This window comes from Gilliamella sp. CG16 (assembly GCF_046635785.1).
Taxonomy (GTDB): domain Bacteria; phylum Pseudomonadota; class Gammaproteobacteria; order Enterobacterales; family Orbaceae; genus Gilliamella; species Gilliamella apicola_I.
The window spans coordinates 17,191-33,923 of record NZ_JBIDFL010000012.1 but is presented as its reverse complement, the minus strand read 5'-3'; the positions used below and the strand labels follow the sequence as shown (position 1 = coordinate 33,923).

The window sequence follows — 16,733 nt, the reverse complement described above, 5'->3', positions numbered from 1 at the left end:
GTTTACATTTTGCATCTTTACCTATTTGTCGGTATAGTGACATTATCATTATTGCTTGGTAATAAATCTAAAATAAAACACCATGTCTATTTATCAAAAAATTGTTGTGATTATTTTTATAACATTAATCAATGTTAGTTTTTTGCACGCTGATGATACTCAGAGGCTAGAGTCTTTGCGTCGTTCAATTGAAGAACAAGAAAATCGAATAGCAGAACAAAATAAACAACGCACTCAATTAGTCAAAGACCTTAAACAGCAAGAAACCGAAATAGCAATTTTGTTGACCTCAATTGAAAAAAATGATTTATCGTTAAAAAAACTTAATCAAGAAATTCATATAATGATTGACCAGATAGATGAGCTGGTTAATAAGCAAACACAGCAACGAGCAGTGTTAGCTAAACAATTGATTGGTGCATTTAAAATTGGGAAAAATAGCGGATTAGAACTGGTATTTTCGGGGGAAAAGGGGGAACGTAACGAACGAATTATTCAGTATTACGGATACATTAACCAAGCTCGAGAGCAATTAATTAATGAGCTTAAAGAGACCCAATTACAATTAAGTGAAAAAAAAGCAGCTTTGCAAAAAAAAGAGTCCTCTCATAAAGTATTACAAAATAGACAAAAGCAAGAACAATTGAGGCTTGAAAAAAATCGTCAAAATCGTAAAAAAACGATAGTATCGCTTGAATCATCTATGCAACAGAATCAACAAAAATTAGCGCAACTACGTGAAAACGAAGCGAAGTTGCAAGCAAAAATCGCTCAAGCAGAAAAAGAAAGTCAACGTATTGCAGAAGAAGAAGCAAGGCAAGCTAAAAATATTGAAGAAAAACAAAAAAATAATAACTATACATTGAGCTCAGATGAACAATCACTCATGGCAAGAGTGAGTGGTATTGGCAAACCGGCTCATCAATTTAACTGGCCGGTAAGTGGGAGTGTGGCACATCGATTTGGTGAGGCATTACAGGGCGAATTATACTGGAAAGGTATGGTCATTAATGCGAAAAATGGTGTGACAGTCAAAGCAATTGCTGATGGAAGAGTGTTATTAGCCAGTTGGCTACAAGGCTATGGATTTATGGTGGTTTTGGAGCACGGAAAAGGCGACATGAGCTTATATGGATATAATCAGCGTGTTTTAGTGGGAGTTGGGGATAAAATTAAAACCGGTCAATCAATTGCAATTGTTGGCTCGAGTGGTGGTCAAAATAATCCCGGACTTTATTTTGAAATTCGGCGTGATGGTAAAGCGCTAGATCCGAGTGGATGGTTAAAATGATTGTACGCTGTGTAAGTTTAGTTTTTATGAGTCTGTTATTATTCCCTATTAATAATGGACTTGCTTCACAACTGGCTATTGTTATTGATGACTTCGGTTATCGTCAGCAAAATGAACAAAAAATTATTTCACTATCACCTAATATTACGATTGCAGTCTTGCCTTATTCACCCCATGCCAAACAGATGTCTACCTTAGCAAATAAACAAGGTAATGAGGTGATTATTCACTTACCCATGGCACCATTATCTAAACAACCGTTAGAAAAAGAGACACTATTTCCTTACATGGGGGAAGAAGAAGTTAATCAAATTATTGCCAATGCTGTTGAGCGCGTACCTTATGCAATTGGCGTGAATAATCATATGGGAAGTTTAATGACATCTGACCTTAAAGGTATGGAGCATGTTATGAAAGCACTTAGCCATTATTCATTCTTCTATTTAGACAGCAAAACAATAGGTAAAACGCAGGTAATGAATGCGGCTCAAAACTATAATATACCTGTTCTTGTACGAGATGTTTTTCTTGATGATAAACAGAATGAAAATGCCATTGCTTACCAATTTGATATTGCTATTGAATTAGCCCGAAAAAAGGGGCAAGCAATTGTTATTGGTCATCCTTATCCACAAACGGTGAACGTCTTAACAAAAAAGCTGTCCGAATTACCTTCAGATATACAACTTGTTAAACTTAGTCAATTAATTCATCCAGAGTCCTTACCCGAAAAACCAACATTAACCTTCAAAGATATATACAAAATATTTGAAAAAATAGGTTATGAAATCTATTATTTATCAATAATTCAGCAATAATTACTTCTTCTCTAAAGTACGGTGACGGACTTGGACTTGTTTATTTTGAGCTCGAAAAATATCAGCTAACTGGTCAGCAATGAACACGGAACGGTGTTGACCACCTGTGCAACCAATTGCAATAGTTAAATAACTTCGATTGTTTTTCTCTAACATTGGTAACCAATTTTTTAAATAATCTGCAGTTTGATAAATAAAATTGGTCACTTCATCATGTTTTAATAGATAGTTTTTGACCGGATCATCTAATCCTGTTAGTGGTCTTAACGATACATCCCAGTGTGGATTCGGTAAAAAACGAACATCAAAGACAAAATCTGCATCCACCGGTAAACCATGCTTAAAACCAAATGATTCAAAAATCATGGTGAGTTCACGCTCTTTTTTGCCTAAAATGCGAGATCGTAAAATATCTGATAATTCATGCACGGAAAGATTATCAGTATTAATCATTAAACTGGCATGAGATTTTAAGGGTTCTAAATATTTTTCTTCTTGATCGATGGCTTCTTCAAGGGAAAATTGCTGATTAGCCAATGGGTGAATTCGTCTTGTTTCACTATAACGACGGATAAGCGTATTACGGCTACAATCAAAAAAAATTATCTCAGGCGAAACAGATTGAGGTAAACGTTGAAATATATCTTTATCAAAATCAAAATTGATTGGTAAATTACGGATATCAATACTCACAGCAACAGGGGTTTTATTATTTTTGAGTGAATCAGCTAATTGTGGTAATAAAGCAACAGGAATATTATCAACACAATAAAAACCCATGTCTTCTAAAGCACGTAATGCAATCGATTTTCCTGAACCTGAACGGCCACTTACTATCAGTAGGATCACAATTTCAACTCCGATATAATTGATGCATGTAAGTATATAACGTTTATTCGTAAACTTGCAATTTGGAATATAAACAATATTACAACAAACTAAATATTTTTAATATTTAGTTTTTATTTCTTTAATCAATTGTTTAAGAGCTTGCCCTCTGTGGGAAATTTGGCTTTTGTGTTCTTTAGTCAGCTCAGCGGCAGTACAATTTAGTTCTGGCACATAAAATAAGGGATCATAACCAAAACCGCCTTTACCTTTTAATTCATTTAAGATTAAGCCATTCCATTTGCCTAAACAGATGATGGGAGTAGGATCGTTTTCATGATGCATAAAAACTAGAGCACAATAAAAATATGCGGAACGCTTTTCTTGAGGAATAGGTTGTAATGCTTGTAATAATTTTTGATTATTACTTTCATCATTACCGTGCTCGCCTGCATAACGTGCAGAATAGATACCCGGTTCACCATTAAGTGCTTCCACAACTAACCCTGAATCATCGGCTATGGCGGGTAACCCAGTTAATTTTGCAGCATATCTCGCTTTTATAATGGCATTTTCGACAAATGTTAAACCTGTTTCATCGGCATCAGGGAGATTAAACTGACTTTGTGCGATGATATCAAAACCCGCATCAGCCAGTAAATTTTGTAATTCATTGACTTTACCCTGATTATTGGTTGCTAAAACAATTTTTTGCATAAAGGTTCCTTAACCTATTGGCTTAATATTTGAGCTGATTGCTTAAACATAATGAGTGTTTTTTATATTTACTTATTTAAAATTCAGGATCACAAGTAAAAGTCATGTTTTCACCTGATTTAGGATGATTAATTGTTAATAATTGTGCATGCAATAGTAATCTTTTTGACATCGAGAAAGCTTCTGGATGGGCATAAAATTTATCGCCTAAAATTGGATGACCAATAGCTTGCATATGCACACGCAGTTGATGAGAGCGTCCTGTAAATGGAAATAATTTAATGCGAGTTGTATTATCGGGATTTCTTGCAATAACTTGATACTCTGTTAATGCATATTTGCCATTTTCCTTATCTACCATTTGTCTAGGACGATTTGGCCAATCACAAATCAGTGGTAATTCAACAGATCCGGTGTCTTGCTCAACATGTCCATGCACAACCGCGATATAGGTCTTTTTAGGAATACGTTCTCGAAATTGTTTTTTAATTTCTCGATCGGCAAGTTTAGATAATGCGACAACCATAATGCCACTGGTTGCCATATCTAAACGGTGTACCGATTCCACATAACTATATTTTTGTTGCAAACGATGAATGATACTGTCAATAAATTGTGGTTTATTACCAGAAACCGATAAGATTCCCGGTTGTTTGTTAACAACAACGATATGATCGTCTTGATATAAAATTGACAGCCAAGGATCAGTAGGGGGATGATATTCCAAAAGCATTTAAATATGACAATTAATAACTAAAAATTGCCATATATTCTAGCAAAATCAACAAAAAGTGCCAGTTCTATAAATTGTTTACTTATGCCATGTTGATTCTTTCGGTGAAAAGAGCTGCATAAACAATATGATCAGACCCACAATAAAATAGCAAGCAAAAATGATGATCATCCATTGTGACATTTCAATCGTTAAAAATGACCAGATTTTTTCAGAGCAAGAACCATAAGCACTAAATACTTCAGGTAACCAAGTATCTAAAGGTAACCAGGATGGAAATTCAGTTTTAATTGAACACGTATCACCAAAGCTTGGTTCGAACTGTAGTTGTGCATGGAATTTTGCTAATCGAAAACCTTGAAATGCACTAATAAGCCAAATAAAAATACCGGCTAAACGAAAAGATGTTTTGCAAGGAGCCAGAAATCCAATAAAGCTTGCTATCATGATACCAAATATTGCACAACGTTGATAAATGCACAATGTACAGGGTGCAAGACCTAAATTGTATTGAAAATGTAGAGCAATTAATTCAAAAACAACGGTTGAAAGAAAAAGTAAAAACCAAGCAAACCTTCTACGTGAGTACTGATTAAGCAGCGATAACATACTATTTTATTCTCCCAGATTCCGTTATAATTGTTTTGCTTTTATTATACTGAAAAAAACTACCTAATTATAATTAAGATTAGTGTAGATTATTTAAGAATAATGTAAACGACTTTTACTCATTGATAGCGGACTAATCATCTCTTATGCACACAAACGCTCCACAAAAAAAATTAAATGTTACTTTTGTGACTATATCTGAAGAAAATGCGACTCAACGTATTGATAACTTTTTACTCACCTATTTGAAAGGTGTACCAAAGAGTATGATCTATCGTATATTACGCAAAGGTGAAGTGCGAGTGAATAAAAAACGTATTAAGCCAGAATACAAATTGAATATTGGCGATGAAGTTCGTATTCCTCCTATTCGAGTTGCTGAAAAAGCCACGCCCGAAATCTCAACAAAATTAAATAAAGTGGCCGAATTAGAAAAGGCAATTATTTATGAAGATGAGATGATTTTAGCTATCAACAAACCTTCGGGCATTGCGGTGCATGGTGGCAGTGGTTTAAGTTTTGGTGTGATTGAAGGATTACGCGCGTTAAGGCCTGAAGCAAAATTTTTAGAGTTGGTGCATCGTATCGATCGTGAAACATCAGGGGTACTGTTGATTGCTAAAAAACGCTCTGCATTAAAAGCGTTGCATGAACAGCTTCGTTTAAAGCAGATGCAAAAAAATTATTTAGCGTTAGTGAAAGGCAATTGGTCTTCTGAATGTAAAGTGATTCAAGCACCATTGCTAAAAAATGTGCTCAAAAGTGGTGAACGAGTGGTGAAAGTTGATAAAGAAGGAAAACCTTCAGAAACACGTTTTAAAGTAGAAGAACGATTTGAGTTTGCCACGTTGATAAAAGCCAGTCCTGTAACAGGCCGTACTCATCAAATTCGAATTCATACGCAATATGCTAATCATCCGATTGCTTTTGATGATCGTTATGGGGATCGCCAATTTGATGCATTATTATCACATACTACACTCAACCGTCTTTTTTTACATGCGGCGAGTGTCAAATTTATTCATCCTAAAACCCAGCAAGAAATGCTATTACAAGCCCCAATGGATGCCACATTGCAAGCTTGTTTAACTCAGCTTAGAAAAGATAAATTTAAACAAGCATAATTTAAAAAATAAATAAGGTAGTTAGCACCAATGAAAGATATCAATTTATATTTAATTAGACACGGTCAGACGGAATGGAATATTAAAGATCAAATGCAAGGCTCACAGAATTCCCCTTTGACAGAAGAAGGAATTTTAGGTGCAAAGGTGACAGGAAAGTACCTTAAAGATATTCCGTTCATACAGGCTTATTCAAGTACTCAACAGCGTGCAATGGAAACTCGAGACTATATCATCAATGAAAATGTAAATGTTATTCCAACCGCTGAACTTTCAGATTTATGCGAAATGGATTTTGGTATTTGGGAAGGTAAACATGTGCCGACATTAAAAAAAGCATTTCCGGAATTTAACACTTATCTCACTGATCCTGCTAACTTTGATGCAACAGTCAATCAAGGTGAAAATTATCAACAAGTTTTGGCACGTATGGAGCGAGCATTAAAGACCATTATCGAAAATACTAAGCAAGATACCGGTAATATTTTAGTTGTTTCTCATGGCACAGTATTACGGATACTACTTTGTGTTTTAAATGGAGGAGATTGGCGTTTACACCGTGATGAAGCGTATTTTCCACGTATGTTAAATACAAGTATCAGTGTGGTTAACTATAAACAAGATGAAAATCAGCCTAAAGGGCAATTTTCGGTTAAGTTTTATAATAACGTTGATCATTTAGCCAATAAATAAATTTGCTGAATGAATATTTTTCTGGCTAATGTGGATGCCATTAGCCAGAAAATTATAAATTTTACCTTTTGTATTTTGCAAAGCGTTTTTGCAGTTGCTTTAATTGATTTATTCTGGCGTCTATTTTAGATAGTGTGATTTGATCGCCTTTAGCTCTATTTTTAGCGTTTTGCAGCAATTGAATAGATTCATCAAATCTACCTTGTAAAGCAATAAGCTCAGCTCTTGCAGTCATTTGTTGTGCTGTTGAGTGCAGCCCACCATAAGCTTTAATCAATTCATCCCAGCCATTCATATCGTCATTATGATCATGGGTATAGCGATGAAGAAGGCTAACCGCCTGTTGGTAATTTTTATTATTATTATAAGCCGCCGCTAAATTTAATTGTATCGCTGTGCTGTTAGGAAATTTTTTTAAAGCTTGCTGTAATCGTGTAATGGCAACACTATTATTATTAAGTTCTAAATCAATATCAGTCATTAAATCAATAAACCATAGATTATCAGGCTGACTATCTAATAATGGTTGAAGTTGCTGTTTGGCTTGTTGATATTTACCTGCCTGATAATCCGCCAATGCGGCACAGTATATGATGGCAATTTTGCTTGGTTGATTATTTAATTTTTTATAATCTTGAATTAATAACAAAGCGGCATTTTTATTTTTAGCCGTAATAATCGCTAATCGAGCTTTAGCTAAATAGTAATCAAGAGAAGAAGTAATATTTTTTTTACTGTATTGCAAAGTTCGGTTGCGAACGTCAGTTAAACGATTATTAGGCAATGGGTGAGTAAGTAATATTTCAGGCGGTTTACTACTAAAGCGCGTTTGGTCAGCAAGTTTTTGCAAAAATTCAGATGATGCATAAGGATCAAATCCGGCTTTGACTAAAGTCCTAAGACCAACACGATCCGCTTCTTGCTCATTGCTCTGAGTAAAACTAATCATACTTTGTGCAGACCCCGCCATAGTACTTGTCATCGCAGCCATTCCAGCTTCAGGATTTGCTAATGTAAGTAATATAGAACCTAACGTAGCTCCCCAAAAATAAGGACTGTTACGATTTTGGGCTTCGATTGCACGGGCTAAATGTCTTTGGGTGACGTGACCTATTTCGTGAGCCATGACCGACGCTAGTTGACTTTCGTTATCCGTATCAAGTATTAACTTAGAATGGACAACAACATTACCACCAAAAAAAGCGAAAGCATTAAGGACATCGCTACGCATGATATAAAAGTGAAAAGGGGTTTGTACTGATTCTGATTTTGAAACTAATTTTTGACCCAAGTCATTAATATATTGATTCAAAACAGGATCATTTAGAATAGGGGCTTGAGCGCGTAACATTCGCATGTAATAATCCCCCATTTCCATTTCTTGACCGATACTTAATGTTGATGCAGCCGCTGTACCAATATCGGGCAAGTTAATGTTATCTGCATATACCAATGAAGTATTTTGCAATAGCAATGAAGCCGAGATTAAAAATGCAATTGTTTTTTTTAGCATTATTTTATTCCATAGGGATAATATAATTATTAATAGTTATTTTAGCTGAAAAAAAACACAATATCACTTTGAATTTGTGATTAAACTTTACATAAAGTTAATAAGCCTAACAGATAGCATCTTTAATCAATGACGTTGTTTAGGGTTATCAAAATTTCTATCTTTTTATTGAAAAACGGCAGAGCGAATTTTTTCAATATCAACTGTTTCAAGATATTTTTTGATATTGGGATAAACATTGTAGTGATGACCAAATTCAGCTTGCATTAACTCATTAATAGCTTGAGATTTAGTCCAATTTTCAAAAACCAAACGGTACATAGCAATAGCGACGCCGGTACGATCACTACCTTGCCAACAATGGATTAATATCGGTTTAGGGGAGGTATGAATTGCTTTCATTACTTGGATCATTTTCTCATCAGTAATATCACCTGCCCGCATTCGAATCCAAACTTCTGACATCTGTGTATTTTCGACTAACTCACGATCACTGTGAAATAGCCGTAAATTTATAATGGTTTTAAAGCCAAGTTTATCAAGATATTTAAATTCAGTTATTGAAGGTTGTTCTGAGCGATAGATATCGTTAGACACTTGATGAAAATTATCCGGTAATTGATAATCAGAATTAAGCTTAGATTGACAGCCAATGAGATTTAAACTCATACAACACAGCAGTAGTAGACATATCACAATCGTTGTAATACGGTTATGACTCATTTTTAACTGTTGTGTTGTATTTTGCATAACTAATTATTCGAACATGTTTATTTAAACTGTTTGAAGACGTTTTTTAATAAATGTCATCAATTCATCGATTTTTACTAGCGATTTTTCACCACCAGCACGGTGTTTATATTCAACTTCGCCATTTTCAAGATTGCGTTCACCGATGACAAAAGTATGTGGAATACCAATGAGTTCGGCATCAGCAAACATCACGCCCGGTCGCTCTTTACGATCATCAAAGAGTACTTCAATACCTGCTGATTGTAGATCTGCATAAAGCTTTTCAGCAGTGGCTTGTACTTTTTCTGATTTATGCATATTCATTGGTATTATGGCAACGCTAAAAGGCGCAATTGCGTCAGGCCAAATAATACCGCGGTCGTCGTGGCACTGTTCAATCGCTGCTGCGACAATACGACTTACACCAATACCATAACACCCCATAATCATGACATGATTTTGACCATCTTCCCCTTGAACAGTGGCTTTCATCGCTTGAGAATATTTGGTGCCTAATTGGAAAATATGTCCTACTTCAATACCACGTTTAATTTGTAATGTTCCTTTACCGTCAGGGCTAATATCGCCTTCGACCACATTACGAATATCTTCGATACGCGGTAAAGTGATATCTCTGTCCCAGTTGATATTGAAATAATGTTTATGATCGATATTGGCGCCTGCGCTAAAGTCGCTCATGACTGCCACATCACGGTCAATGATGATTGGCATATCAAGGTTTACCGGTCCTAATGAACCTGGTCCTGCATTCACTATCGCACGAATTTCATCTTCAGTTGCAAATTCTAAAGGCGATGCCACAATATCAATTTTTTCCGCTTTGATTTCGTTCAACGTATGATCACCACGGACTAATAAAGCCACAAGTTGGTGCCCACTCTCTTTAGTCGCCTTAACCATAAGTGTTTTAACTGTTTTTTCAATAGGTAAATTAAATTGTGCAACTAATTCATCAATCGTTTTGGCATTAGGTGTATCAACCAGTTCCATCGCCTTGGTTGGTGCAAGGCGACTTTGTGTTGGCGCTAATGCTTGTGCCATCTCAATATTCGCCGCGTAATCAGATTCGGTAGAAAAGACAATATCATCTTCACCACTGTCGGCTAATACTTGGAACTCATGCGACCAGTTGCCACCAATAGAACCCGTATCAGCTCGTACCGCTCTAAAATTTAAACCTGCACGTGTAAATATGGCACTGTAGGCTTTATACATATCATCATAGGTTTCTTGCAAGGATTCTTGTGAAGTATGAAATGAATAAGCATCTTTCATAATAAATTCACGAGAACGCATTACGCCAAATCGAGGGCGGACTTCGTCACGAAATTTGGTTTGAATTTGATAAACATTAAGCGGTAACTGTTTATATGAACTCACTTCGTTGCGTATTAAGTCAGTGATCACTTCTTCATGGGTTGGACCTAATACAAAATCACGATCTCCCCGGTCTTTAATACGTAATAATTCCGGACCATATTGTTCCCAACGGCCGCTTTCTTGCCAAATATCAGCAGGTTGCACAACTGGCATTAACACTTCAATTGCCCCTGCTTTGTTCATCTCTTCCCGAACAATATTTTCAACTTTTTTAAGTACACGATAACCAGTGGGCAGCCAAGTATATAATCCTGCGGCAACTTTACGGATCATGCCGGCACGTAACATTAATTGATGGCTTATCACTTCAGCGTCTGCTGGAGTCTCTTTTAATGTAGAAAGAAGATATTTACTGGTTCGCATAAATTTATCCTGAAAAAAATAATGTACTAATGAATATACTAAAATGTGAGCTAGTTTAGCAGTCCGTCGCGTAACACTAAAGTAATTTTATGCGTAATTGTTGTAATCGACAAAAATTATTTATAAATTTAAGCAAATAAAGAGAGATAAAATGAAAATTAACAACATGACTAAGGCGCATATCTTCGCTTGGCAAAATTTGTTACGATTTAAATTGAAAGCTTGATTCTATACTTGATTATGCCATGGTTAACGCCATAATATAGCCATCATCTTTGATCAAATAGTTATTCTTACTTTAATCGACGTTAACCGTATAAAGGAAACAAATGGCTTCAGTTTTTGAGATATTTAAAATTGGTATTGGCCCTTCAAGCTCGCATACTGTTGGTCCAATGCGAGCAGGCAAAGCATTTATCGATCAGTTAATTGATAATGGTCAAATGCCTGTTGTGACTAAGATTATTGCCGATGTCTATGGTTCATTATCTTTGACAGGTAAAGGGCATCATACTGATATCGCTATTATTTTAGGGCTAGCGGGTGAAAAACCCGATACCGTTAATATCGATGATATTCCTATTTTTATTCAAAATATGAATCAAAATAAACGGTTATCTATCTATAATGGTCGTTATGAAATAGCGTTTTCAAGTGAAAATATTCTATTTCACTCTACTTTTTTGCCTAAGCATGAAAATGGTATGACTTTAACGGCTTATCAAGGTGAGCAAATACTTGCTCAAACCACTTATTATTCGGTCGGTGGTGGTAAAATTGTAGAAGATACACAGTTTGGTCAACAAGATCAAAATACGGTTGACTTTCCTTATCCTTTTTCATCGGCAGCACAACTTTTGCAGCACTGTGATGAAAACTCATTATCGATATCAAGCATTCTGCTTAAAAATGAGTTACAACTCCATTCGCAACAGGAAATTATCAACTATTTTACGTTGGTTGGACAAACCATGTTAGATTGTATTAAGCGAGGTATCCACACTGAAGGTTTATTACCGGGTGCATTAAAAGTACCTCGTCGAGCGAATGCACTTTACCGACAATTATCAACCAGTAAAAATGATAATGATCCGATGATTATTATCGATTGGATAAATATGTTTGCCTTAGCGGTCAGTGAAGAAAACGCAGCAGGGGGGCGGGTGGTGACAGCGCCAACCAATGGGGCTTGCGGTATTATTCCAGCAGTGCTTGCTTATTATGATAAGTTTATTGATCCAGTAACTCCTGATACCTATGTTCGGTATTTTTTAACTTGTGGCGCCATAGGGCTTTTATACCAAAATAATGCTTCTATTTCGGGGGCTGAAGTAGGTTGTCAAGGTGAGGTGGGAGTAGCTTGTTCAATGGCTGCAGCTGGACTTGCGGAATTACTGGGTGGCAGTCCTGAACAGGTGTGTATGGCGGCTGAAATTGGTATGGAGCATAATCTTGGTTTAACCTGTGATCCCGTAGATGGTCAAGTACAAGTCCCTTGTATTGAACGTAATGCCATTGCTGCAGTAAAAGCGATTAATGCGACACGTATGGCGCTAAGACGAACAACTGCTGCCATTGTATCTCTTGATAAAGTAATAGAAACGATGTACGAGACAGGTAAAGATATGAATGCCAAATATCGTGAAACATCACGGGGTGGATTAGCCATAACGGTGCATTGTAGTTAGTAGTGCATTTATAATTAGTAATCGATTTGAAATCTATTTCTTAAAATCAATTTTGCCAGTCAATACTGATTGGGGCGATCCGATTTTGATTGTTGATAAACAAATTGTAATATATTGAATAGATTGTGAAAGGTGTGCTATTTATACTTGTATGGTAGGCTAGGTATCTAGCCATACCGATAAGCATAAAAATCAATTAGATTAAATCTTGGTTTTCCTGCTCTTTGCTTTGCTGTTTTGTTAACTTATCCAAAAGCTTTTTATGAATACCATTAAATCCTCCATTGCTCATAATTAATATTGCATCGGTTGGTTTTGCTGATTTAACAATCATTTCAACTAACAAATCAATATCACCAGACCAATAAGCCGGTTGAATACAAGCATCAACAACATCAACGACTAACCATGGTAACTGTTCTGGTTGAAAAATGAAGATTTCATCGGCACGACCTAATGATGGCGCTAATTCATCTTTCGATATGCCTAATTTCATGGTATTTGAGCGAGGCTCTAACACTGCCAGAATACGACGATTAGCACCAATTTTACTACGTAGCGCTTCTAAGGTTGCCAAAATAGCCGTTGGATGATGTGCGAAATCGTCATATATTTCAATATTATTGACTTTACCATAAAGTTCTAAACGTCGTTTAGCATTAACAAATGAGCTGAGAGCTAAACAAGCATCAGCCGGTTGAATACCGACATTATGGGCTGCAGCAATTGACATGAGTGCATTATGCATATTGTGTTCACCAACCAAAGAATACTCTACTTCGCCGACTTTTTGACTATTGTAATAAACAGCAAAGTGACTCGCATCATGGTTAATTCTTTGAGCTAGCCAACCAGATTCTGACTCAGTAAAAGTTTGTTCACTCCAGCAACCTTTGGCTAAGACTTGTCGTAAATTCACATCATCTTGAGGTGAAATAATCAGCCCTTTGCTAGGGACTAAACGTACCAAATGATGAAATTGTTTTTGGATTGAATTAAGATCATCAAAGATATCCGCATGATCAAACTCAAGATTGTTCATAATAAGCGTTTTAGGGCAGTAATGCATAAACTTGGAGCGTTTATCAAAAAACGAACAATCATATTCATCAGCTTCAATAACAAAAAATTTACCTTCGCCTAATCGAGCGGAAACATCAAAATTTCCCGGTACACCACCAATCACAAAACCTTGTTTATATCCCTGTTTTTCCAATATCCAATTGACCATGCCTGCTGTGGTTGTTTTACCATGCGTTCCTGCAACAGCGATAACCCAACGATCTTTTAATACATTGTCATGTAACCACTGTGGCGCAGAGATATAAGGAATATTACTATTTAGTATATGCTCGACACAAGGATTACCTCTGGATAAGGCATTACCAATAATGACTAAATCCGGGCTAGGAGTCAGTTGTGATGGATCATAACCTTCAATAATGTCAATATGCTCTTTTTGTAAAAGCGTGCTCATAGGTGGATAAACGTTTTTATCTGAGCCAGTAACTTTATGACCAAGAGAACGGGCTATTAATGCAATTCCTGCCATAAATGTGCCACAGATCCCAAGAATATGAATATGCATTTTTAGTCCTCAATCTCTACAAATTATGTTAATAAACTAGTCTTTATCTGAATTATATCAAAGGTTAATGTAATGTAACTTTTAAATATTCTGCGAATTATAATCGATTTTGATCAACTATGCGATAGGCCACAAATGTCTAATCAATAATTTGGCGGCTTGATTACCACGAAACTCATCTACGTCTAAATGATAAACAAGTTTAGCTTGTTTTATTGATAAATCAGGCCATTCTAGACGATCAACATTAAATGCAATACCATCAATGATTGGTCCGCCATTTTTAGGTTCTAAAACCAATTTAAGATGCTTGTCTGCCAATAATCGCTGTTGATGAATGATGAATTCACCATCAAAAATAGGTTCAGGGAATCCTTCTCCCCAAGGCCCGGAATCTTTTAATTGTTTGGCAATTGAATAATTGAAATCTTGTCCATCGATTTCCCCGTCTGTTTCAATAACCGTTTCTAATAATTTGTCATCTAATCGTTTAAGTAATAATGCTTCAACACATGCGGTAAAACGTGATAAATCATTTTCATGTATTGTTAAACCAACCGCCATCGCATGTCCCCCAAAACTTACCATAAGCTCAGGGTGTAAGTGCTGCAATTCATCAAGTAAATCGCGTAAATGAATTCCTTTAATTGACCGTCCAGATCCCTTTAAAAAACCATCTTGAGTAGAAGCAAACGAAATAACCGGACGATGATACTTTTCTTTCAAACGGGAAGATAAAATTCCAATGATACCTTGATGCCACTCGGGGTGATAAACCACTAGAAAGTGAGGAATCGAGGTTTTTTCATTCTCCATTTTTTCAATGAAAGACAGTGCTTCTTGATGCATCGTCTGTTCAATTAATTTGCGATCATTATTTAAATTATTAAGATCAGTTGCTAAGTTAAGGGCGGTGTCAGGGTGGTCACAGAGTAATAATTCGACACCAAGCGACATATTGTCCATTCTCCCAGCGGCATTTAATCTTGGTGCAATGTAAAAAGCAAGATCAGTCGCATTACATGAACAGCAATCTTTTTTGGCAACTTGCAATAATGCCTTAATACCTTCACAACAGTAACCAAAGCGGATTCGGCTAACGCCTTGATGAACTAAGATACGGTTGTTATGATCCAGTTTCACGACATCGGCAATAGTTCCCAGTGCAACTAAATCTAATAAATTAGCAATGTTAAATTCAGCTAACTGATTATCATTGAACCATTTTTCTTGCCGTAATTTTGCTCTTAACGCTAACATTAAATAAAATGTCACGCCCACTCCAGCTAAATTTTTGGAGGGAAAGGTACAATCAGGTAAATTAGGGTTAATAATGGCATCCGCCGAAGGTAACGGGTTTGGGCATAAATGATGATCGGTAATAATCACTGGCAAATTAGCTTGTTTAGCAAATTCGACCGCTTCAATAGCTGAAATGCCATTATCGACAGTAATAATCAGGTCAGCTTTCGATGATATCGCTTTTTTAACCACTTCAACACTTAAACCATAACCATCTTCAAATCGGTCAGGAATAATATAGTCGACAAACTGACATCCCATCTGTTTTAATGCTCGAACAGCCAATGCGGTACTGGTCGCCCCATCGGTATCAAAATCGCCGACAATCATGATTCTTTGATTGTTTTTCATGGTTGAATAGATAATTTCAACGGCTTTATCTATACCATTTAACTGATCATAATTACTTAGATTTCGAGCAGCATAATCAATCTCTTTGCTTGATGTCACGCCACGTAGAGCATAGATTCGTTGCAATAATGTTGGAATGTCATTCGAAAATTCAGGATGTAACTCGGGTAATTTACGACGTACTAATTTAGTTTTATTCATATTTTCAATGTTAGCGCATTTGCGCTAACATACTTATTAATTATAAATTTGAATTTTAGCTAGTATTTAATTAAAAATTATTTAGCTGTGTTTTTTAAGATTTCAATTAATTTATCGGCTGGTACATAACCTGGAATAAGTTGCCCATCGGATAAAACGATTGACGGGGTACCGCTTATACCTAGTTGTCGACCTACGTTAAATTGCTGAGTAACATAAGGAACGTCGCTGGTAGCTGGTGTAATAGGATCGCCTTTGTAAGCTTTATCAAAAGCAGCTTTGCGATCAGCAACGCTCCAGATAGATTGCATGTTTTTACCAACTTCACTATCAGCACCTGCACGAGGGTAGGCGAAATAATGGACTGAAATGCCATTATTTAAATATTGATCTATATTCTCGTGCAACAATTTACAATAATGACAAGTATAGTCAGTGAATACTGAAATCACATATTTTTCATCTTTGGCTTTGTAAATGATAGCATCTTTTTCGATAGTTTTCATTAATGCCAAATTAGTGCTATTAGCGATGTTTTTCGGCTCGTCACCTTCAACATTATAGATAGGGCCTTGAGTTAAATATTTACCATCGTCCGTGACATAAAAGGTTCCATCGGGTGTGACTACACTTTTCAAACCTTTTACGGGCGTGTTGGTAATTTTTAAATCTTTATTCTCATAACCTAGCTTACTCATGGTATCGGTAATGTCACTATTACCTGCCAAAACTGAGGTTGAAATTAACGCCAAACCTAAAACTAATTTTTTCATTTACTTAT

Annotated in this window: 15 protein-coding genes; 5 read left to right on the top strand and 10 right to left on the bottom strand. The window is 36.0% G+C overall.

Annotated elements, in window-relative coordinates; all coding sequences use genetic code 11:
- Window positions 1-82: 82 nt before the first annotated feature.
- Both envC and ACGH47_RS10010 read left to right on the top strand, forming a co-directional pair.
- Window positions 83-1,291, top strand: coding sequence for a murein hydrolase activator EnvC (gene envC / locus ACGH47_RS10015; protein WP_267380249.1), 1,209 nt, complete (start codon window positions 83-85; stop codon window positions 1,289-1,291).
- Window positions 1,288-2,109, top strand: a complete 822-nt coding sequence (locus ACGH47_RS10010; RefSeq protein ID WP_267360900.1) for a divergent polysaccharide deacetylase family protein — start codon at window positions 1,288-1,290, stop codon at window positions 2,107-2,109. Before envC ends, ACGH47_RS10010 begins: the two co-directional genes overlap by 4 nt.
- Here ACGH47_RS10010 and rapZ read toward each other — a convergent pair whose 3' ends face one another.
- The 4 genes from rapZ to dsbB all read right to left on the bottom strand — a co-directional run bounded on the left by rapZ (window position 2,110) and on the right by dsbB (window position 4,996).
- Window positions 2,110-2,958 (bottom strand): RNase adapter RapZ, encoded by an 849-nt coding sequence (rapZ, locus tag ACGH47_RS10005; protein WP_267380246.1) that lies wholly within the window; start codon window positions 2,956-2,958, stop codon window positions 2,110-2,112.
- 99 nt (window positions 2,959-3,057) lie between these two features.
- Complete coding sequence (locus tag ACGH47_RS10000; RefSeq protein ID WP_411623346.1) at window positions 3,058-3,654, bottom strand: XTP/dITP diphosphatase; 597 nt, start codon at window positions 3,652-3,654, stop codon at window positions 3,058-3,060.
- Between the two features lie 76 nt (window positions 3,655-3,730).
- The gene (rluA, locus tag ACGH47_RS09995; RefSeq protein WP_267360896.1) at window positions 3,731-4,387 is read right to left on the bottom strand and encodes a bifunctional tRNA pseudouridine(32) synthase/23S rRNA pseudouridine(746) synthase RluA; all 657 of its coding nucleotides are present in this window, start codon (window positions 4,385-4,387) and stop codon (window positions 3,731-3,733) included.
- Window positions 4,388-4,465: 78 nt separating this feature from the next.
- Window positions 4,466-4,996: a disulfide bond formation protein DsbB gene (dsbB, locus tag ACGH47_RS09990; protein ID WP_267350097.1), complete on the bottom strand. Its 531-nt coding sequence runs from the start codon at window positions 4,994-4,996 to the stop codon at window positions 4,466-4,468.
- 146 nt (window positions 4,997-5,142) lie between these two features.
- Here dsbB and rluC point away from each other — a divergent pair, with 146 nt between their 5' ends.
- Entirely contained in the window at window positions 5,143-6,120 is a 978-nt protein-coding gene (gene rluC / locus ACGH47_RS09985; protein ID WP_065558396.1) for a 23S rRNA pseudouridine(955/2504/2580) synthase RluC, read from the top strand.
- 30 nt (window positions 6,121-6,150) lie between these two features.
- Complete coding sequence (locus tag ACGH47_RS09980) at window positions 6,151-6,813, top strand: histidine phosphatase family protein (RefSeq protein WP_267350095.1); 663 nt, start codon at window positions 6,151-6,153, stop codon at window positions 6,811-6,813.
- Between the two features lie 61 nt (window positions 6,814-6,874).
- Here ACGH47_RS09980 and ACGH47_RS09975 read toward each other — a convergent pair whose 3' ends face one another.
- From ACGH47_RS09975 to proS, 3 genes are all read right to left on the bottom strand, one after another.
- Complete coding sequence (locus tag ACGH47_RS09975) at window positions 6,875-8,326, bottom strand: M48 family metalloprotease (protein ID WP_267360891.1); 1,452 nt, start codon at window positions 8,324-8,326, stop codon at window positions 6,875-6,877.
- 165 nt (window positions 8,327-8,491) lie between these two features.
- Window positions 8,492-9,076 carry a tyrosine-protein phosphatase gene (locus ACGH47_RS09970; RefSeq protein WP_267350093.1) on the bottom strand — a complete coding sequence of 195 codons (585 nt, stop codon included), beginning with the start codon at window positions 9,074-9,076 and terminating at the stop codon, window positions 8,492-8,494.
- Window positions 9,077-9,100: 24 nt separating this feature from the next.
- The gene (proS, locus tag ACGH47_RS09965; protein WP_411623345.1) at window positions 9,101-10,822 is read right to left on the bottom strand and encodes a proline--tRNA ligase; all 1,722 of its coding nucleotides are present in this window, start codon (window positions 10,820-10,822) and stop codon (window positions 9,101-9,103) included.
- 329 nt (window positions 10,823-11,151) lie between these two features.
- Here proS and ACGH47_RS09960 point away from each other — a divergent pair, with 329 nt between their 5' ends.
- Window positions 11,152-12,510: an L-serine ammonia-lyase gene (locus ACGH47_RS09960; protein WP_267350091.1), complete on the top strand. Its 1,359-nt coding sequence runs from the start codon at window positions 11,152-11,154 to the stop codon at window positions 12,508-12,510.
- 196 nt (window positions 12,511-12,706) lie between these two features.
- Here the strand turns inward: ACGH47_RS09960 and mpl are convergent, their stop codons facing one another.
- From mpl to dsbC, 3 genes are all read right to left on the bottom strand, one after another.
- Window positions 12,707-14,098 (bottom strand): UDP-N-acetylmuramate:L-alanyl-gamma-D-glutamyl-meso-diaminopimelate ligase, encoded by a 1,392-nt coding sequence (gene mpl / locus ACGH47_RS09955; protein WP_411623344.1) that lies wholly within the window; start codon window positions 14,096-14,098, stop codon window positions 12,707-12,709.
- A gap of 117 nt (window positions 14,099-14,215) precedes the next feature.
- Window positions 14,216-15,952, bottom strand: a complete 1,737-nt coding sequence (gene recJ, locus ACGH47_RS09950; protein ID WP_411623343.1) for a single-stranded-DNA-specific exonuclease RecJ — start codon at window positions 15,950-15,952, stop codon at window positions 14,216-14,218.
- Window positions 15,953-16,029: 77 nt separating this feature from the next.
- Window positions 16,030-16,725: a bifunctional protein-disulfide isomerase/oxidoreductase DsbC gene (gene dsbC / locus ACGH47_RS09945; RefSeq protein ID WP_267350088.1), complete on the bottom strand. Its 696-nt coding sequence runs from the start codon at window positions 16,723-16,725 to the stop codon at window positions 16,030-16,032.
- Window positions 16,726-16,733 lie beyond the last annotated feature (8 nt).